Below are 19,442 nucleotides of genomic sequence, written 5' to 3' on the forward strand. Positions count from 1 at the left end.
GCGTGCCTAGACCAAGGTCTAAACCGCGCCGCGACTGGATGCGGCACACTCGACAGGGACGAACCGCTCAGGAGGCCACGCCCATGAACATTCCCCGGGACATCTACCCAGTGCCGGCCGACTTCGCTGCCAACACGCGCGTCAATCGGGAGCAGTACCAGGCGCTGTACAAGCAGTCGCTGGACGATCCGGACGGGTTCTGGGCCGGCGTGGCCGAGCGCCTGGAGTGGATGAAGACGCCCACGAAGATCAAGAACACCAGCTTCGACCTGGCCGACTTCCGCATCCGCTGGTACGAGGACGGCGAGCTCAACGTCAGCGGGAACTGCCTGGACCGGCACCTGGAGACCCGCGGTGACAAGACCGCGCTCATCTTCGAGCCCGACAGCCCGGACACGCCGGCCGAGCGCATCAGCTACCGCGAGCTGCACCAGCGCGTGTGCAAGCTGGCCAATGCATTGCGCGCGCTGGGTATCGGCAAGGGCGACCGGGTCACCATCTACCTGCCGATGATCCCCGAGGCGGCGATCGCGATGCTCGCCTGCGCCCGCATCGGCGCGGTGCACATGGTGGTGTTTGGCGGTTTTGCGGCCAACTCGATCGCCGACCGGGTCTCCGACAGCGGCAGCAAGCTGATCATCACCGCCGACGAGGGCCTGCGCGGTGGCCGCAAGGTGAAGCTGAAGGTCAACGTCGATGCGGCGCTCAAGCTGCCAGGCACCAATACCGTGGAGACCGTCCTGGTGGTGCGCCACACCGGCGCTGCGGTCGACATGCAGATGCCGCGCGACCGCTGGTACGACGCGGTGGTTGACGGGCAGCCCGAGGCCTGCGAGCCGGAACGCATGAACGCGGAGGACCCGCTGTTCATCCTCTACACCTCCGGCAGCACCGGCAAACCCAAGGGCGTGCTGCACACCACCGGCGGCTATCTGGTCTATGTCAGCTACACCCACGAGACCATCTTCGACCTGCGCGAGGACGACGTGTACTGGTGCACCGCCGATGTCGGCTGGGTCACCGGCCACAGCTACATCGTCTACGGGCCGCTGGCCAATGGCGCGACTTCGCTGATCTTCGAGGGCGTGCCCAACTACCCCGACATGTCGCGCTTCTGGCAGGTTGTGGACAAGCACCAGGTCACCACCTTCTACACGGCGCCGACCGCGATCCGCGCGCTGATGCGCGAAGGCGAGGGGCCGGTGAAGGCGACCTCGCGCAAGTCCCTGCGCCTGCTGGGCAGCGTCGGCGAGCCGATCAACCCCGAGGCCTGGCGCTGGTACCACGACGTGGTCGGCGAGGGCCGTTGCCCGATCGTCGATACCTGGTGGCAGACCGAGAACGGCGGCATCCTGATCTCGCCGCTGCCCGGCGCGACCGACCTCAAGCCGGGCTGCGCGACCAACCCCTTCTTCGGCGTCAAGCCCGCGATCGTCGACACCAACGGCAACTTCATCGAAGGCGAGGGCTCGGGCAACCTGGTGATCACCGACTCCTGGCCGAGCCAGTCGCGCAGCATCTACGGCGACCACCAGCGCTTCATCGACACCTATTTCAAGACCTATCCGGGCACCTACTTCACCGGTGACGGCTGCCGGCGCGATGCCGACGGCGACTACTGGATCACCGGCCGCGTGGACGACGTGATCAACGTCAGCGGGCACCGCATCGGCACCGCGGAGGTGGAGAGCGCGCTGGTCTCGCACGACAAGGTTGCCGAGGCCGCGGTGGTCGGTTTCCCGCATGACCTGAAGGGCCAGGGCATCTACGTCTACGTAACCCTGATCGCCGGCGAGGTGGCCAGCGACGAGCTGCGGGTCGAGCTGATCCGCCACGTGCGCGCCGAGATCGGTCCCATCGCCTCCATCGACCACCTGCAGTGGGCGCCCGGCCTGCCCAAGACCCGCTCGGGCAAGATCATGCGGCGGATCCTGCGCAAGATCGCCGAGAACGCGCCCGACCAGCTGGGCGACACCAGCACCCTGGCCGATCCTTCGGTGGTGGATTCGCTGGTCAAGGAGCGCTACATCCCCGAGTGACCCACGGCCATCCGCCTGCCGTCACGACATCCTTTCCCGGCCCGGCCTTTGCGCGCCGGCCGGGAAAGGCGGAGTCCGCCGATGCCAACGCTGCTGATCGCCGATGACCACCCGCTGTTCCGCGAGGCGCTGCGCGGGGTCGTCGCGCGGGTGATGCCAGGCGCGAGCCTGCACGAGGCGGACAGTGTCGACGCGCTCTACACGCTGGTCGACGCGGAGCCCGATGCCGACCTGTTGCTGCTGGATCTCAACATGCCAGGCGCGCAGGGGTTTAGCGCGCTGGTGCACCTGCGCTCGATCCATCCGCAGCTGCCGGTCGTGGTGGTCTCCGCGCGCGAGGAACCCGCGGTGATGCGCCGTGCGCTGGACCACGGGGCGGTCGGCTTCATCCCCAAGTCCGCCGATGCCGCGACCCTGGCCGAGGCGATCACCGCGGTGCTCGACGGCGATCGCTGGGCGCCGCCGGCCGCGTTCAATGCCCCGGCGGCCAACCCGGAGGAGCGCGATGCCGCCCGCCGCCTGCGCGATCTCACCCCGCAGCAGTTCCGGGTGCTGCAGATGATCGGCTCGGGCCTGCTCAACAAGCAGGTCGGCTACGAGCTGGGCGTCTCGGAGGCGACCATCAAGGCGCACGTCACCGCGATCCTGCGCAAGCTGGGCGCCAACAACCGCACCCAGGCCGTATTGATCGCCGGTCGGCTGGCGCTGGATCCGGGCAGCATCGCGTTGCCGCCCGACGAGGATTAGCGGCCGCGCTTACGGATTGGCGAGGATGCGCGGTTGCGCCGCCAGGAATGCGCGCAAAGAGGCCGGCTTGATCGGCTTGGTCAGCACCAGGCAGCGGTGCGCCCGGGCGGCATGTTTGAGCGCGTCGCTGCCGTCCCCGGTCAGCAGCGCGGCCGGCAGCCCGTCGCCCAGGCGCTCGCGCAGCAGGTCGATGATGCCCAAGCCGTCGAGGCGGTCGTGCAGATGGAAGTCGACCAGGGCCACGTCCGGTGTGTCGGCAAGGGGCAGCGCGTCGAGCAGAGCGATTGCACCGTCTGCGGATGCGGCGGTCAGGGTGATGACGTTCCAGCGGCTCAGCAGCGCGCGCATGCCGTCGAGGATCTCGCGGTCGTTGTCGATGCACAGCACGCGCAGCCCGGCCAGCGAGTCGGCGGCGTCCGCGATCCGCTCGGCGGGTGGATCACTGTTGGCCGTATGCGGTTGGCCCAGCGGCACGGTGATGGAGAACACGCTGCCGCCGCCGACCCGCGCGCGAACACGCAAGGGATGATCCAGCGTGCGCGCGATGCGCTGGCAGATCGACAGGCCCAGGCCGAGGCCGCGCTCACCGCGGCCGGGATGATCGAAGCGGCGGAACTCGTCGAAGATCTGCTCCAGGTGGTGCGGCGAGATGCCCGGCCCGGTATCCCAGACCTGCAGTTCCACCGCTCCGTCGCGCATGCGCGCGGCGATCAGCACCCCGCCGGTGCGGGTGTAGCGCAACGCGTTGGCGAGGAAATTCTGCAATGCCCGGCGCAGCAGGCGGCGGTCGGTATGGACCATCAACGGAGCCGCGGGCGCGCGCACGCGCAGTTGCAGGCCACGGCTGGCGGCTATGGCCGAGTGCTGGTGGGAGAGTTCGCGCAACAGCTCGTTGACGTCGAAGTCCGCGATCTCCGGGCGCAGTACGCCGGCGTCCAGGCGCGAGATGTCCAGCAAGCCGTCCAGCAGGTCCTCGGCCGCGCGCAGCGAGACATCCACCCGCTCGGCCAGGCGTGCCTGCTCGGCCGGCTCCTCGCTCTCGCGCAAGGCCGAGGTGAACAGCCGCGCGGCATTCAGCGGTTGCAGCAGGTCGTGGCTGACCGCGGCCAGGAACCGGGTCCGCGACTGCTGGGCGTCCTCGGCCTCACGCGTGCGAAGCTCGACGCGCTGCTCCAGGGTCTCGTTGGATTCGCGCAGCGCCTGCTCCACGCGTTTGTACTCGGTGATGTCGCTGTAGCTGGTCACGTAACCGCCGCCATCCAGCGGCCGTCCGTGCAGCTCGATTACCTGGCCGCTGTCGCGCACCCGCTCGAACACGTGCGGCGCGCCCGCGTTGAGGTGGTCCAGCCGCCGCTGCACCTGCTCGTCCACGTCGCCCGGACCCATCTCGCCGCGCTCGGCGTTCCAGCGCAGCAGGTCGGCGACCGGCCGGCCGACATAGAGCATGCCGTCGGGGTATTCGAACAGCTCCTGGTAGCGCCGGTTCCAGGCCACCAAGCGCATCCGCGCGTCAACCACGCTGACGCCCTGGCTGATGTTCTCCAGGGTCGTGGCGAGTATCTGGCGGTTGAAGCGCAGTTCCTGGTTGGCCTCGTCCAGCAAGGCGACCACCTCGCCCAGCTCCATGCCCGAGCCGCGCAGGGCCGTGGTCAGGGTCAACCGCGCCGACGCCGAGCCGATCGCCGCGGCGAGCAGGCGCTCGGTGAACTGGGCCAATGCCCGGTCCGCGGGTCGATCGGCCTTCCACGGCTGGCCCTGCTGGCGGGCATAGTTCTCGAACGCGCGCCGGGCACGACGCTCGCCGACGATGCGTTCGGCCAGCGCCAGCAGGTCGCCGCCGCGCACGCTGCCGGCCCAGCCGCCGGGGCTGAGCGGCGGCCGCTGCGCGTATGGGTCCAGGAACGGCGCCGCCCGCAACTGCTCGTTCAGGCGCGGCCGGCTGCGCACCGACAGGTAGACGAACGCGCTAACGTTGAACAGCAATGACCAGAACACGCCGTGGGTCAGCGGATCCCAGCCGACCAGGCCGAACAACTGCTCGGGCTGCAGCCAGGCGATCCCGAACGGCCCCACGTCCACCCAGTGCGCATTGATCCAACCGCCGTGGGCGAGGCTGGGCAGCATCAGTGTGTAGATCCACAACGCGCCGCCCGCACCGATGCCGGCCAGTGCGCCCGCCCGGCTGGCCCCGCGCCAGTACAGGCCGCCGATCAGCGCCGGCGCGAACTGGGCGACCGCGGCAAAGGCGAGCAGGCCGTGTTGCGCCAGCCCGCTGCCGCCGGAACCGCGCGCGTAGGCGTAGGCCATCAGCGCCAGGGCGAGGATCGTCGCCCGGCGCACCCACAGCACGCGCTGCTCGATGCCGGGCCCGGTCCGGCGTAGCGCCCCGGTGCGCAGCAATGCCGGGACGATCAGGTCGTTGCTGACCATCGTCGCCAGGGCGACGCTGGTGACGATGACCATCCCGGTCGCCGCCGAGAAGCCGCCGATGTAGACCACCAGCGCCAGCGCACTCTGGTCCAGCGCCAGCGGCAGGGCGAGCACGTAGGTGTCCGGGGAGATCCCACTGCCACCCAGCACGGCCTGTCCGGCCAGGGTGATGGGCACCACCATCGCGCTGATGATCACCAGGTAGCCGCCGAAGAACCAGCGCGCCATGCGCAGGTCCCCGACGTTCTGGCACTCCACCACGGCGACGTGGAACTGCCTCGGCAGGCAGACCAGCGCGGTGAACGCGAGCAGCGTCTGGGCGACGAAGCCGACCGGCAGGCCGGGACGGGTCACCTGATCTGCGGCCTGGACGATGCGGTCGCCGAAGCCACCGATGCCGGGCAGGTGCATCAGCGCAAACACACCGATGGCGACGAAAGCGACCAGCTTGACCAGCGATTCCAGCGCGATCGCCAGCACCATCCCGCGGTGGTGCTCGGTGGCGTCGATCTGGCGCGTGCCGAACAGGATCGAGAACACCGCCAGCAACAGCGCGGTGTACAGCGCCGGGTCGGCCAGCAGGTTCGCGTTGGCCGGGACGCCGGCCAACACCTGGATGCTGTCGGCGACCGCCTTGAATTGCAGCGCCACATAAGGAACCGCGGCGATCAGCGCCAGCAGCGAGACCATCGCCGCCAGTCCCGGCGCGCGGCCGTAGCGCGAGGAGAGGAAGTCGGCGATCGAGGTGATCCGCTGCTCGTCGGAGATCAGCACCAGCCGTTCCAGCAGGCGCCAGCCGAACATCAGCAGCAGCAACGGCCCCAAGTAGATCGGTAGGAACCCCAGGCCGGTGCGCGCCGCCGTTCCCACCGCGCCGTAGAACGTCCACGACGAGCAGTACACCGCCAGCGCGAGGGCGTACACCGCCGGGCGCAGCCACGCGCGGGTCGGCGCGTGCTGCCTGCGGTCGCCGTAGTAAGCGACCAGGAACAGCGTGCCGACGTAGGACACCGACACCAGCAACAGGATCCAGCCAGGAATCACCCGAGCGCGCCTCCAGGCCGTTGAACCAGGGCCGTCGAACGCCGAGTGTAGGACGGTGCGCTCGCGCGCGGGTGCAGGTGCAGGTTGGCGATGCGGAGGATGTCTGTCGGGGGACCGACTACCAGCCGGCCATCGCCACGCGCTTGTCCGGCAGCGGCAGGTCGCGCAGCATCCAGTCCAGGTTGGCGCCGCGCATGCCCGTGCCGGCGAGCAATGCATTGCGCGCCGCCGGATCACAGCCGCGGGTATCGGGGCGCAGATAGGGTGCGAGCGTGTCCATCAGGCTGTGCAACTCCAGCTGGGCCTTGATGTCGCCGACCTCGTGGGCGCGCGCGTCGCTTGCGACCAGCCGTGACTGTGCTTCTTCGTTCCTGCCTTCTGCGAATGCCAGCACGACGCTCAGCCGATCGAGCCGGTGGTATTGCTGCCACGCGGCGCTGGGAAGGCGCTCTCGTGCTGATTCCGTCAATCGGCTTGCTTCGCTGAACTGCCCGCGGGCGACGGCAATTTCGGCCAGGCCGATCTGCGCATCGGCGATCAGCCACTCGTAACCCGTGTCCTGCAGCGCCGCAAGGGTCTGGGTAAACAGCGTGTGCGCGGTATCCAGATCTTCGGCCCGCGCCAGCAGGTACGCGGTCCACAGTGCGGCGGTCCACCGCTCCGGCGCTGGCGGCATCGCCTGGATGTCCCTGACCCGCTGCTGCAGGGCGGGCATCGCGTTGCCTGCATCACCGGCCAGCAGGTCGATCATCGCGCCGACGGTCAACGCGTAGCTGCCCAGATACGCCTGCCGGGTGTCGGCACACTGATCGCGCCGCGCCCGGGCGTCCTGCAGACGTCCCAAGGTCAGCAACAGCTCGGCGCGCGCGCAGGCCAGGCGGGCCAGGGCATCGGCCGGCAGCGGTGGCTCGCCCTCTCGTGCGAGGCGGTCCACGGTCTGGTCAAGCGCGTGGCTGGCGGCCGGATAGTCACCGCGGATGCCGAGCACGAATCCTTCGAACTGGTCCAGCCACGTCGCCGTATCGCCGGTGAGCGGACCGGCGCGGATCTGGCGGATGCGCTCGGTGGCCCGCTCGAAGCGTCCCAGCAGCAGGTCTTCGCTGAGCAGATCCACCTGAAGCTCCTGCTGGGCGGAGACGTCGCCCACGCTCTCTGCGATGGCCAGCGCGTCCTTCAGCCGCCGCCGGTATTCGCCCAGGTTGCCCGCGCTGCGCTGCTGGAAGGCGACGCGGCGCAGCAGCTGGATCTCCAGATTGCGGTAGCCGCCGGCGCGCGCGTGCGCCAGAAGGGTGTCCAGCTCCTGGGAGCGTCCCGTGGTGGGCAGCATCAACTCACCGGAGACGCGCGCGTGCATCGCGTCGATTTCCGCGCCGACCGAAGCGAACAGGCGTGCGGCTTCGGCGAAGTCTTCCTGGCCGGCCTCGGGGCCGCGCTGGAACGCGTGGACGCGCGCCTGCAGCAGGGTCGCGGCTGCGAGTTCGCGCTCCCAACCCTTGCCCGCGTCGCGCGCCAGCTCGGCTGCGTGCGTGGCGTGTTCGAGTACCGCATCGCTGTCCAGGCGGACCCCTTCGATTTCCGCCAGGGTGAGACGCCACTGCACCTGCACGCCCAGCGGTTGTCGTTGCCATTGCGTTCCCTCCAGCGCCAGCAGCGCCGCTTCGGGGTTTCCGCCGCGCATTTCATGCCATGCCTGCTCAAGGCGGAACGAGATCCGTTGCGGATAGCGGGCGGCGAGTTCGGCGTAAGCGGCGGCTGTTTCGGTGGAGCGTTGCGGGTCCACCGACAGCGCCGCAGCGGCCAGCACGCTTGCCACTTCCGCGGAGACCGGCGTCAGCAGCGAGGCGGCGTGGCCCATATGCTCCATCGCGAATCGCGCCTGGCCAAGGCGGTACTGGGCCATCGCCATCTGCAGGTGGGCCAGGCCAAAATTCGGCGCCTGCTGGAGGACGGCCGCCAGGCCGGAGGCGGCGCCGGCCATGTCGCGCTCACCGTAGGCCCTGTACGCGGCGGCGTAGCTGCGCATCGCCGGCTCACCCATCTCCAGGTCGGGCCAGGGATCGTCACGCCGCGCCGGGATCAGCTCTTCCAGCACCCGACGCGATAGCGTATCGATGAGCTCGGGCATCTGCGCGGCACTGCCACGCAACTCCAGTTGGCGACTCCCGCCGGGAGCGTCGAACCGGGCGCGGATAAAGCGCTCGTCGGGATGGTCGGCGGATCTCCCTGCGCTCAGCAGCACCACCTGCGGGGCGTTCTCGGTCGCATCGGCCGCCAGGTGGGACTCGGTCAGCAGCATGACCTCGGGGATCGCGTTCAACTTCCACTCCAGCCAGGCGTGCAGCACCGTCGCCGGCCAGCGGGCATCGCTGTCTTCGCTGTTACCCACTTCGATCAGGGCAACCGCGACCGGCTGCAGCGTCGGAAGTTGTGGTGGCTGACCTCCCAGCCGGCCCAGGCCGAGCAGCCCCGCCAGGAGGATCAGCCCGCCCGCGCCGGCTGCGACCAGCCAGGCCAGCTGGATGCGGGGGCGAGGCGGCGCACCGTTGACTGCACTGGCCACAGCAGGGGTCGGATGCACGTCGGGCAGGACGCAGGGCGCCGCGACGGGTGGCGGAGTCATCGAGGATGGGATCGACGCGCCGCCCCGGGCGTGGTCGGCGTGATCGCCGTGGGGCGGCGGAGAGTGCACACGGCTATCGGTCCCGACACTTTCGATGGCGACGGCGTGCACCGCTCCGGGCGGATCGAACACGTACCCACCCTTCGCGACCGTGCGGATCCACTGTTTCCGCGAGTGACCCAACGCCTTGCGCAGCGTCCATATGCTCTGCGACAGGTTGGCGTCCTCCACGACCACGCCCGACCAGACCTGCTCCAGCAACGCGCTGCGGGAGTGCAGCACGTGCGGCTGGGACAGCAGGATCAACAGCACGTCGAAGACCCGCTGGGGCAGGTCGACCGTTTGTTCCGGCGTGATGACCTGGCGATAGCGCAGGTCAAGCTGCAGGTCGGCGACCTGGAGCATTCCCGTATCGCTGGGCCAAGGCAGGTTGTCCGCCGTGGTCATTGATTCACCCGTCCCGAGATTTGCGTCCCATCAATGCCAAGTAGAGCGTTGGCGACTCCGCATCCGTATCCCCATCCGGATGTCAGGAGCCAAGTTATACACAGCAACATTGGTCAGTTTCTGACCTAAAGTGCGACTTGTTGCCCGTTTTTCGTCTCTGTTGAGAACAAATTGAGATTTACACGCATGTTCGACCGGGTCAAATGACCTACACCTGTCGTGTGCTTTGCCGCATGAGGTGCCAGAAAATCTGGTGCAACACGCAATCCGCGGCGAGCTACGCAGGGCATCGCTGACCTGGAAGCCGCTTCCGCTCGACGCCCGCCGGTCATGACCGCGATGAACAACCGGACACGACCGGATCAGTGGACTTTCCACAACTGCTTGCGACACAACCACCGGGGTAAAAAATCCATGTCCAGAACCACCGATAAGCGCCTGCGCCAAAGCCTCCTCGCAGCCGCAACCGCCGTCGCCCTTTCTTCCGCTGCATTTGCCGCGCCCGCCATTGCAGCCGATGCGGGGGTTGCCAACCTGGCGACCATCCAGGACGGGCAGCCGACCGACCGCTTCATCGTCAAGTATCGCGAGGGCAGTGCGCCGCAGGCAAACATCGCCAAGGTCCAGTCGTCCCTGGACCGCGTCGCCCGCACCGCCCGGAGCGGCAACGCCCTGGGACTTCATCAGGTGCGCCGAATCGCCACCGGCGCGGACGTGATCCGTACCGACCGCAAGCTCGACCGTGTCGAAGCCGCCGCGCTGATGCGCCAGATCGCCGCCGATCCGAACGTCGAGTACGTGGAAGTCGACCAGTTGTTGCAGCCCGCCTTCACGCCCAATGACTCCTATTACGCCAGCAACCAGTGGCACTACTTCGAGGCCGCAGGCGGCATCCGCGCCGACAAGGCCTGGGACGTCAGCACCGGCTCGGGCATCGTGGTCGCCGTACTGGATACCGGCATCACCAACCACAGTGACCTGAACGCGAACGTGGTCGCCGGCTACGACATGATCTCCGACGCGGGCATTGCCGGTGACGGCGACGGCCGTGACAGCGATCCCACCGATCCGGGCGATTACACCGGCGGCGGCAGCTCCAGCTGGCATGGCACCCACGTCGCCGGCACGATCGCGGCGGTCACCAACAACAACAAGGGCGTGGCCGGCGTCGCCTACAACGCCAGGATCCAGCCGGTACGCGTGCTCGGCCGTGGCGGCGGTTATACCTCCGACATCGCCGACGGCATCATCTGGGCGTCGGGCGGCAGCGTCAGTGGCGTGCCTTCCAACAACAACCCGGCCGAAGTGATCAACATGAGCCTGGGCGGGAGCGGCTCGTGCAGCAGCACGACCCAGAGCGCGATCAGCGGCGCGGTGTCCCGCGGCACCACGGTGGTGGTCGCGGCCGGCAACAGCAACGCCAACACCTCCGGCTTCAACCCGGCCAACTGCAACAACGTCATCGCGGTGGCGTCCACGACCCGCACCGGCGCACGCTCGAGCTTCTCCAACTACGGCCCCCTGATCGACGTGGCGGCACCCGGCAGCGATATCGCCTCCACCGTCAACACCGGCAGCACCACGCCGTCGACCGAGGGTTACTCGCTGATGTCGGGAACCTCGATGGCCGCGCCACACGTGGCCGGCGTGGTTGCACTGATGCAGTCAGCAGCGGCCGCCAACGGCGGAGTCAAGACACCGGCGCAGATCGAGTCGGCATTGAAGTCCACCCTGCGCCCGTTCCCGGTCAGCATCGACAAGGCGATCGGCAACGGCATCGTGGACGCCCGGGCGGCGGTCGACGCAATGGGCGGCGGCGGTGGCGGCACCCCGCCTCCGCCCACCGGCGGTACGCTGACCAAGGGCACCCCGGTGACCGGACTGTCGGCGGCCAGTGGGGCAACGGTGAATTACACCTTCCAGGTGCCTTCCGGCGCTACCAACCTGAGCTTCAAGATGTCCGGCGGCAGCGGTGACGCGGATCTGTACGTCAAGCGTGGCAGCGCTCCCACCGACAGCTCCTACGACTGCCGTCCGTGGAAGGCCGGCAACGTGGAAACCTGCAGTTTCGCCAGCCCCACCGCGGGCACCTACTACGTACGTCTGAAGGCCTACCAGGCGTTCAGCGGCGTCAGCCTGGTCGCCGATTACGACACCGGCAGCGGCGGCGGCAACGACAATCCACAGACCTACAGCAATACCAACCGGTACAACATCCCCAGCCCGGGCACGATCGACAGCCCGATCACAGTCAGCGGCCGCAGCGGCAATGGCCTTGCAGCGACCAAGGTGACGGTCGACATCCGCCACACCTACCGCGGCGACCTGCAGATCGATCTGGTGGCCCCGGACAACTCCACCTACCGCATCAAGAACTCCAGCAGCAGCGACAGTGCCGACAACGTGATTGGCTACGCCAACGTCAACCTGACCAGCGAAGCCAAGAACGGCACCTGGAAGTTGCGGGTGCGCGACATGTGGTCCGGCGATACCGGTTACATCAGCTCGTGGAGCATCGATTTCTGATCCGCGCCTGTTGAACGCCTGAAAAAAGAAACCCGCCGGAAGGCGGGTTTCTTTTTGGAACAAGCCGGAAGGCTTACTTGATCTTGCCTTCCTTGTACATCACATGCTTGCGAACGACGGGATCGTACTTCTTCATCTCCATCTTGTTCGGCGTGTTCTTCTTGTTCTTGTCGGTGGTGTAGAAGTGGCCGGTGTTGGCCGAAGAGATCATGCGGATCAAATCGCGCTTGGAAGCCATCGTTCAGTCCTCCTCAGATCTTTTCGCCGCGTGCGCGGAGATCGGCCAGAACGGAATCGATCCCGTTCTTGTCGATGGTGCGCATGGCGTTGGCGGAAACACGCAGCTTCACCCAGCGGTTCTCACTGGCGACCCAGAAACGGCGCTCGTGAAGGTTGGGCATGAAGCGACGACGGGTCTTGTTCATGGCGTGCGAGACGTTGTTGCCAGTCGTCGTTCGCTTGCCGGTTACTTGGCATACACGGGACATACGCACCTCGAAAGGATGTTGATGCTTCCCTTGGCCAGGGAGGCGGCGGCCCCGCCGGATCCACGGATGTGGTCGGCATGCGATACGGGAAGAAGGCCGCCCGAAGGCGGACGCTGGAACCGGCAGACCGGAATCGCGCTTCCGGATGCTGCCTTGCAAGCCCCATGGGCTGGCCGGACACAGCGAGCCGGGCATTATGCGGCAATCAATGGCTGCCAGCAAGCTGCCGCCACCGGCGATCCCAACTCTCCACGTCGAGTTGACGCTCTCGCTCGCCGGGAGCCACACCGACGGGCGGTTTTTCTACCAGCCGCCGGAACCCGGGCAAAGGCGCCTGCCGGGTGTCCCGCTCACCAAGCGAATTCAGCCCTTCGCGTCAGCCGCCGCCTTCGACTCCGCGATGAATGCCCGTACCTGGCTCTCCAGCACCGGCAGCGGCACCGAGCCCAGCGCCAGCACCATGTCGTGGAACGCCTTGATGTCGAACTTCCCGCCCAACTCCTGCTCCGCCTCACCGCGCAGACGCACGATCGCCAACTCGCCCAGCTTGTAGCTCAGCGCCTGGCCCGGCCAGGAGATGTACCGATCCACCTCGGTGGTGACCTCGTGCTCGCTCAAGGCCGTGCGATCACGCAGGTACGCCAAGGCCTGATCCCGGGTCCACGCCTGCGCGTGCAAGCCGGTGTCGATCACCAGTCGCGCCGCCCGCCACATCTCGTAGGTCAACCGGCCGAAGTGCTCGTAGGGCGTCTCGTAGATGCCCATCTCCTCGCCGAGCTTTTCCACGTACAGGCCCCAGCCCTCACCGAAGGCCGAGATGTAGGTCTTGCGTCGGAAATCGGGCAGCGTGTCCTGCTCGGCCGCCAGCGCGCCCTGCATCGCGTGGCCGGGAGCGGCTTCGTGCAGGGTCAGGGCCGGCAGGTTGTACAGCGCGCGCGAGGGCAGGTCGTAGGTGTTGACCCAGTAGGTGCCATTGCCGCCACGGCCGCTGGTCCAGTAGGGGGCGATGTCGTCGGGCACCGGAACGATGGTGAAGCGCCCGCGCGGCAGCGTGCCGATGAAGTTGCCGAGCTGCGCGTCGATGCGCTTGGCGATCCAGGCTGCCCGCCACAGAAGCTCCTCCGGGGTTTTGGCGTAGAACTGCTCGTCGGTGCGCAGGAACTGCAGGAATTCGGCGAAGCTGCCCTTGAACCCGACCTGCTGGATGATCGCGTCCATCTCGCCCTGGATGCGCTCCACCTCGTCCAGGCCGATCCGGTGGATCTGCGCGGGAGTGAGGTCCAGGGTCGTGTATTCACGGATCTGCTGGCGATAGAACGCATCGCCGCCGGGCATCTCCGACGCGCCCAGGGTGGTGCGCGCCCCGGGCACGTACTCGTCGTGGAAGAACGTCAGCAGGGTCCTGTAGGCGGGAATCACCTGCTGGCTGATCGCTTCCCGGGCCGCCGCGCGGAGCTTGACCTGCTCCTCGGCCGGGATGGACGCGGGCAGTTTGCGCAGCGGGTCGTAGAACGTCGACTTCTCCGGATCGGTGAGATCGGCAACGGCGGCGATCGATACGTCGCGCCCGTCCAGCACTGCGTGCGGCACGGTGAAGCCGCGCTCCAGGCCGGCGCGCATGTTGGTGATCTGCTGGTCGAAATAGCGCGGCACATCAGTTAGGCGCTGGATGTAGCGGCGGTAGTCGGCGGCCGTGTGCATCGGCCGGCGGGTCATGAAGCCCAGGTTGGACCAGAACGAGGAGTCCGAATTGAACGGCATCTCGTAGGTGCGGAAGCGGACCTGGGCGGCGAGGGTTTCCACCTGCGGCCGGTAGATCGCCAGGTTGATCCGGTTCTCCGCCGACAGCGCGGCCGGGTCGATGGCGTCCAGTTCGGCCAGCACATCTTCCCAGTAGGCCAAGCGAGTGGCCTGGCTCGCCGCGTCGACAGACGGCAGGCGGCCGGGCGCGGACCCGCTGTCGCCATCCTCGTCGGAGCCACCGCCGGTCTGCTCCTGGCGCCAGGTCCACTCGCGCTCATAGATCGCCTCGAAGCGCTTGTCGGCGGTCGATTCGGTTGCGGCAGCGGTATTGGCAGCCGCGGTGCCGGCAGCGGCGGTATCGGCCGTGGCCGCGACGGCTGGTGCGCCGGCCAGGGCGAGATGCGCGGCGAACAGCGCGGGCAGCAGAGTCAGGGAAAGGGGCTTCACGGCATCCACAGGCAGAAGGATCAAGCCCGATCTTCGCACCGTGGCGCCGGCGATCCTACCGGCCGAAAGTACCGGTCGCCGGACGCCAGCGACGCAACGATTGCCGTCTCAGGTCACGACTGCGGCGAGCGCAGCTTCTCCAGCACGCCGTCCAGCGAATCCAGGTCGCTGTAGTGGATCACCAGCTTGCCCTTGCCGCCGCGCCCGTGGAGGACGTTGACGCGGGTGTTAAGGGACTCTGACAGCTCGCGCTCCAGGCTGACGATGTCGGCCTGCGGGCGCGGCTTTGCCGGGCGTGCACGCTTACCGGTCGGAACCCGGCCCAGCGCGAACTGCTGCGCGCGGTGCTCGACCTCGCGCACCGACCAGCCGTGCTCGGCGGCATCGCTCGCCAGCTTGCTGGCCAGATCCGGCGCCAGGGTCAGCAGCGCGCGCGCATGGCCCATCTCCAGCCGGCGCGCCTCCACCAGCGCGCGGATCGCCGGGGGCAGTTCCAGCAGGCGCAACAGGTTGGACACCGCCGCCCGGGATCGCCCGACCGCGCCCGCTGCCTGGGCGTGGGTGAGGTCGAACTCGTCGATCAGGCGTTGCAGCGCGGAGGCCTCTTCCAGCGGGTTGAGGTCTTCGCGCTGGATGTTCTCGATCAGCGCCATCGCGATGACGGTGCGGTCGTCCACGGACCGCACGACCACGGGGATCTCGGTCAGACCCGCGCGCTGGGAGGCACGCCATCGGCGCTCGCCGGCGATGATTTCCCAGGTCTTGCCGCCGTGCTCGCGTGATTCACGCACGACAATGGGCTGGATCACGCCCTGCGCGCGGATCGACTCGGCCAGCTCGTCGAGCTTCTCGTCATCCCAGTGCTTGCGCGGCTGGTACTTGCCCGGGGCAAGCGAATCCACCGGCAGGTGGCGCAGGGTGTCGCTGCTGGTGGCTTCCAGCTCGGGGACATCCGCCTTGGGGCCCAGCAGCGCTTCCAGGCCGCGGCCGAGCCCGCGCTTCTTGGCGGCCGCCCTAGTGGCCGGCGGGCTGGCGGTGTCACCCTTTGCAGCACTCATGTGGTCGTCTCCGGATTGGGGGGCTTCGCGGCGGTCTGCGCGCGGCTGGCGGCCTGATCGCGTTCGCGCTGGCGGCGCAGGACCTCGCCCGCCAGGCCCAGGTAGGCAATCCCGCCGCGGCTGTTGCGGTCGTAGCCGACGATACTCTGGCCGTGGCTGGGCGCCTCGGCCAGGCGAACGTTGCGCGGGACGATGGTACGGAAGACGCGGTCGCCGAAGTGCTCGATCAGTTCGGCCGACACCGCATTGGCCAGGTTGTTGCGGACATCGAACATGGTCCGCAGCACGCCCTCGATCTCCAGGCGCGGATTGAGGTTCGCGCGGATCGCCTCGATCGTGTCCATCAGCGCGCTGATGCCTTCCAGCGCGTAGTACTCGCACTGCATCGGCACGATCACCGAGTCGGCCGCGGTCAGCGCATTCAAGGTCAGCAGCGAAAGCGCCGGCGGACAGTCGATGAGGATGAAGTCGTAGTTGGCCGCGATCGGCGCGAGCACCAGCTTGAGCTGCTGTTCGCGCGCCTCGGCCGACATCAAACGGAGCTCGGCGGCGGTCAGGTCGATGTTGCCGGGCACCAGGTCGTAGTCCTCCTGGGTACGCACGATCACGCCAGCGATGTCCTCCTCGCCCAGCAGGACCTCGCAGATCGAACTGTCCAGCTCGCGCTTGTTGACGCCGCTGCCGGTGGTCGCGTTGCCCTGCGGGTCCAGATCGACCAGCAGGATTTTTTTCGGCGTGCGGGCGAGCGCGGCGGCCAGGTTGACGGCCGTGGTGGTCTTGCCAACCCCGCCTTTCTGGTTGGCGACGGCGATGATGCGGGCGATGCGGCTCGTCCCCTGGGTCACGGTTGCGGATTTCCCGGTTGCGAAGGTTGCGGCGAAGGTGGCGGCCATGCGTGCTGCGATGGGTGCTGCGAAAAGACCGCGCGCGGCGCCGCCCGACAGACGATTATGCCCGCCATGGCCGGCGCCTGCCGAACCGCGCGGCTGTGACCGGCGTCGCGAGTGTGGAGCTGAACGCCGGCGCTGGCTGCGCGCTCTGGATGCAGTGGCGTTGAGCCGCGAGCGTTACGGATCGGCGCTTTGCCCAGGAGCCTCGCGCTGGATAACCACGAGGTGCCGCTCCGCATCGAGCCCTGGCACCCGCAGCACGTGCGCCTGCGCGACCGTCCACTGAGGCGGCAGTGCCGCGATTTCGGCGTCTGGATGGACCCCCTTCATCGCCAGCAGCTGGCCGCCGGGTTTGAGCAGGTGTCCGCCCAGTTGGAGGATCAGCGGCAGCGTCGCCAGCGCGCGCGCGGTGATCGCATCAAACGCGCCGGGACGGTCAAACGCCTCGATCCGCGACTCCACCACCTCCACGTCGGTCAGGGCCAGCTTGCGCACTACTTCGCGCAGGAACCGGACTTTCTTGCCGTTGCTCTCCACCAGTGTCACCCGCAGGCCGGGCTTGGCGATGGCCAGTGGAATGCCGGGAAGTCCGGCGCCCGTGCCCAGGTCGGCGAGCGTGCCGCCGGCGCGGGCGATCTCATCCACGTGCGGATGCATCGCCAGCGAATCCAGCAGGTGCTTGTCGACCATGTCCAGCGGCTCGCGCACCGCGGTCAGGTTGTAGGCGCGGTTCCAGCGCAGCAACAGCTGGAGATACTCCAGCAGCGGCGCAGCGATCGCGCGGTCCAGGCCGAGGCTGGCCAGTCCGGCACCAAGGCGTTCGCGGGCAGCGTTGGGAATGGGGATTGTCATGGGCGGGGATTATGGCGGCTGCGTTGCGGGCGGGCATCCACGTGCGGGGATCGCAGCAGGCGCGGCATCACTCCGGACGCCAGGCCATTGCGCCGACATAGCCCGGCTGCGGCACCAGTTCGAGCACCGACCACTGCGCCGGATCCCCCAGCGCGGCGTCACAGCGAACCAGGCGGACACCCGCGTGGCTGATCTCGAACTCGAATTTGTCCAGGCCGAATGCCAGTCCGCGGCCGTGTGCCTTGAGGACCGCTTCCTTGGCACACCACAGGCGCACGAACGCAGGTTCGCGTTGCGTGGTGGGCAGGCCGGCCAGCGCATCCGCCTCGGCTGCGGTGAAGAAACGCCGCGCCAGTTCCATCGCCCGTGGTCTTGGCCGGACCCATTCCAGATCAATGCCGAGACGGACCGCCCGGCCGAGCGCGACCAGCAGGCCCTCTCCACTATGGCTCCAGTTGCAGTCCCAGCCGGCAAATCCGCCTTCAAGCTGCGGTCGGCCATGGTCGTCGCGTCGCAGTGACAGCAGTTCGGGCGCACACTCCAGCCGCTCGCCCAGCCAGCGGCGGGCGAGGGGTTCGGCGACCTCGCCGCGCGGCAACGGCAGCCAGGTCCAGCAGGACGGATGGGGCTCGGGCAGGGGCATGGCGATGTTGGTGGGAATGGCGCTGCTCAGCGTAAGCTAAGCATTGGGGAGCGGCAGTGCCGCAGTATTGAGCTTATGTCAGCTGTCTTTGATAACACTGCCAGGAACGTCGCTGCCGGCGACCGGTCGCCGCTTGTCCTTGGCGCGCCGGGAAGGGCGATTGTCTTCGATGCGCACGGCGCCGTGCCGCTGTCGCGGTTTCTCGAAGAGGTTCGCGGCGTCGCAGACGGTTTGCCGACCGCTGCGCACGTGCTCAACCTGTGCGAAGACCGTTACCGCTTCCTGGTCGCCTTCTGTGCCGCCGCCATGCGAGGGCAGACGACGCTGCTGCCGGCCTCGCGGGCCGAGGCGACGGTGGCCCAGGTACGCGCCCAGTACCCCGACAGTTACTGCATCGTCGAGATGGACGCCACGAAAGACCCTGGCGCCGACTACCACGTGCTTCCTCATGAACTTCCACGACGCACCGGTGACATCCCGCTGATTGACGCGGATGCACTGGTCGCGATCGGATTCACGTCCGGCAGTACCGGTCAGCCAACCGCCACGCCCAAGCGCTGGCGCGCGTTCCGCGCGGGGACCTGCCAGAACCTGGCCGCCCTGACCGGATTGCTGGGCACCGGCGACGCCGGGTTCACCACGCCCGTGCTGGCAACGGTGCCCTCGCAGCACATGTACGGGATGGAGATGTCCGTCCTGTTGCCGTTGCTGGGCCCCGTGGCCGTGCATGGCAGCCGCCCGTTCTTTCCCGCCGATATTGCGCTCGCGGCGCACGATGCCGCGACGCCGCCCCTGCTGGTGACCAGCCCGGTGCACCTGCGTGCGCTGTTGCACTCCGGCGTGGCGATGCCGCCGCTGGCCGGTATCGTCTGCTCCACCGCGCCGTTGCCTCCCGAACTGGCCGCCGAGGCCGAACAGCGTTTCCACTGCCACGTCCGCGAGCTCTTCGGATCCACGGAAACCTGTGTCATCGCCCGGCGACGCACAGCGGTGGAATCGGCGTGGACTCCGTTGCCCGGCGTCTGCTTGACGCCACAGCCCGACGGTACCCGGGTGTCGGCAGCCCATCTCGAACATCCGGTGGTGCTGGCCGATGTGGTGGAGCTGCAAGCCGACGGCCGGTTTCTCCTGCGTGGTCGACACGCCGACCTGTTGGAGATCGCCGGTAAACGCGCATCGCTGGGGGACCTGACCCGCGTGCTGCTGGGCGTGCCAGGGGTCGAGGATGGGGTGATCGTGCAGCTTGAAGCGGAGAAAGGCGGCGTGCGCCGGATTGCGGCAGTCGTGGTGGCACCGGGCATGGATGAGCCGTCATTGATGCAACTCATGCGCGGTCGCTGTGACCCGGTTTTCCTGCCGCGCCGGGTCCGTTTTGTTGCCCGTCTGCCGCGCAACGCCACCGGCAAGATCCCCCGCCAGAGCCTGCTGGATATTTTTTCCGCGTAGGAAAACCGCTACGTCGTCGTCA

The 19,442-nt window shown here is 68.1% G+C and carries 12 protein-coding genes and 2 pseudogenes; 5 read left to right on the top strand and 9 right to left on the bottom strand.

Annotated features, from left to right (window positions below):
• The first annotated feature begins 83 nt into the window (after positions 1–83).
• Together acs and INQ42_RS01220 are read left to right on the top strand one after the other, a co-directional pair.
• A complete protein-coding gene (gene acs, locus INQ42_RS01215) occupies positions 84–2,039 on the top strand; it encodes an acetate--CoA ligase (RefSeq protein ID WP_194034805.1) in 1,956 nt (651 codons plus the stop codon).
• Positions 2,040–2,120: 81 nt separating this feature from the next.
• On the top strand, positions 2,121–2,786 hold the full coding sequence (locus INQ42_RS01220; RefSeq protein WP_194034806.1) for a response regulator transcription factor: 666 nt from the start codon (positions 2,121–2,123) through the stop codon (positions 2,784–2,786).
• Between the two features lie 9 nt (positions 2,787–2,795).
• Here the strand turns inward: INQ42_RS01220 and INQ42_RS01225 are convergent, their stop codons facing one another.
• Complete coding sequence (locus INQ42_RS01225; RefSeq protein ID WP_194034807.1) at positions 2,796–6,260, bottom strand: hybrid sensor histidine kinase/response regulator; 3,465 nt, start codon at positions 6,258–6,260, stop codon at positions 2,796–2,798.
• A 118-nt stretch (positions 6,261–6,378) separates the two neighbouring features.
• On the bottom strand, positions 6,379–9,327 hold the full coding sequence (locus tag INQ42_RS01230) for a winged helix-turn-helix domain-containing protein (protein WP_194034808.1): 2,949 nt from the start codon (positions 9,325–9,327) through the stop codon (positions 6,379–6,381).
• 414 nt (positions 9,328–9,741) lie between these two features.
• Here INQ42_RS01230 and INQ42_RS01235 point away from each other — a divergent pair.
• Together INQ42_RS01235 and INQ42_RS12850 are read left to right on the top strand one after the other, a co-directional pair.
• Positions 9,742–11,478: pseudogene (locus tag INQ42_RS01235) on the top strand (S8 family peptidase); the annotation flags it as partial.
• Positions 11,479–11,670: 192 nt separating this feature from the next.
• A pseudogene (locus INQ42_RS12850) lies at positions 11,671–11,853 on the top strand (proprotein convertase P-domain-containing protein); the annotation flags it as partial.
• Positions 11,854–11,926: 73 nt separating this feature from the next.
• Here INQ42_RS12850 and rpmG read toward each other — a convergent pair.
• From rpmG to INQ42_RS01270, 7 genes are all read right to left on the bottom strand, one after another.
• Positions 11,927–12,091 (bottom strand): 50S ribosomal protein L33, encoded by a 165-nt coding sequence (gene rpmG, locus INQ42_RS01240; RefSeq protein ID WP_194034810.1) that lies wholly within the window; start codon positions 12,089–12,091, stop codon positions 11,927–11,929.
• A gap of 13 nt (positions 12,092–12,104) precedes the next feature.
• Complete coding sequence (gene rpmB / locus INQ42_RS01245; protein WP_036191474.1) at positions 12,105–12,341, bottom strand: 50S ribosomal protein L28; 237 nt, start codon at positions 12,339–12,341, stop codon at positions 12,105–12,107.
• Between the two features lie 363 nt (positions 12,342–12,704).
• The gene (locus INQ42_RS01250) at positions 12,705–14,531 is read right to left on the bottom strand and encodes a DUF885 domain-containing protein (protein WP_407070776.1); all 1,827 of its coding nucleotides are present in this window, start codon (positions 14,529–14,531) and stop codon (positions 12,705–12,707) included.
• A 113-nt stretch (positions 14,532–14,644) separates the two neighbouring features.
• On the bottom strand, positions 14,645–15,589 hold the full coding sequence (locus tag INQ42_RS01255; protein ID WP_194034811.1) for a ParB/RepB/Spo0J family partition protein: 945 nt from the start codon (positions 15,587–15,589) through the stop codon (positions 14,645–14,647).
• On the bottom strand, positions 15,586–16,413 hold the full coding sequence (locus INQ42_RS01260) for a ParA family protein (protein WP_194035690.1): 828 nt from the start codon (positions 16,411–16,413) through the stop codon (positions 15,586–15,588). The genes INQ42_RS01255 and INQ42_RS01260 overlap by 4 nt, the downstream gene beginning before the upstream one ends.
• 243 nt (positions 16,414–16,656) lie before the next feature.
• Complete coding sequence (rsmG, locus tag INQ42_RS01265; protein ID WP_194034812.1) at positions 16,657–17,331, bottom strand: 16S rRNA (guanine(527)-N(7))-methyltransferase RsmG; 675 nt, start codon at positions 17,329–17,331, stop codon at positions 16,657–16,659.
• 67 nt (positions 17,332–17,398) lie between these two features.
• Entirely contained in the window at positions 17,399–17,974 is a 576-nt protein-coding gene (locus INQ42_RS01270) for a 4'-phosphopantetheinyl transferase family protein (RefSeq protein WP_194034813.1), read from the bottom strand.
• Positions 17,975–18,049: 75 nt separating this feature from the next.
• Between INQ42_RS01270 and INQ42_RS01275 the strand changes: the two genes are divergently transcribed.
• The gene (locus INQ42_RS01275; RefSeq protein ID WP_194034814.1) at positions 18,050–19,420 is read left to right on the top strand and encodes an AMP-binding protein; all 1,371 of its coding nucleotides are present in this window, start codon (positions 18,050–18,052) and stop codon (positions 19,418–19,420) included.
• Positions 19,421–19,442: the final 22 nt, after the last annotated feature.

This window comes from Lysobacter avium (assembly GCF_015209745.1).
Taxonomy (GTDB): Bacteria; Pseudomonadota; Gammaproteobacteria; order Xanthomonadales; family Xanthomonadaceae; genus Novilysobacter; species Novilysobacter avium.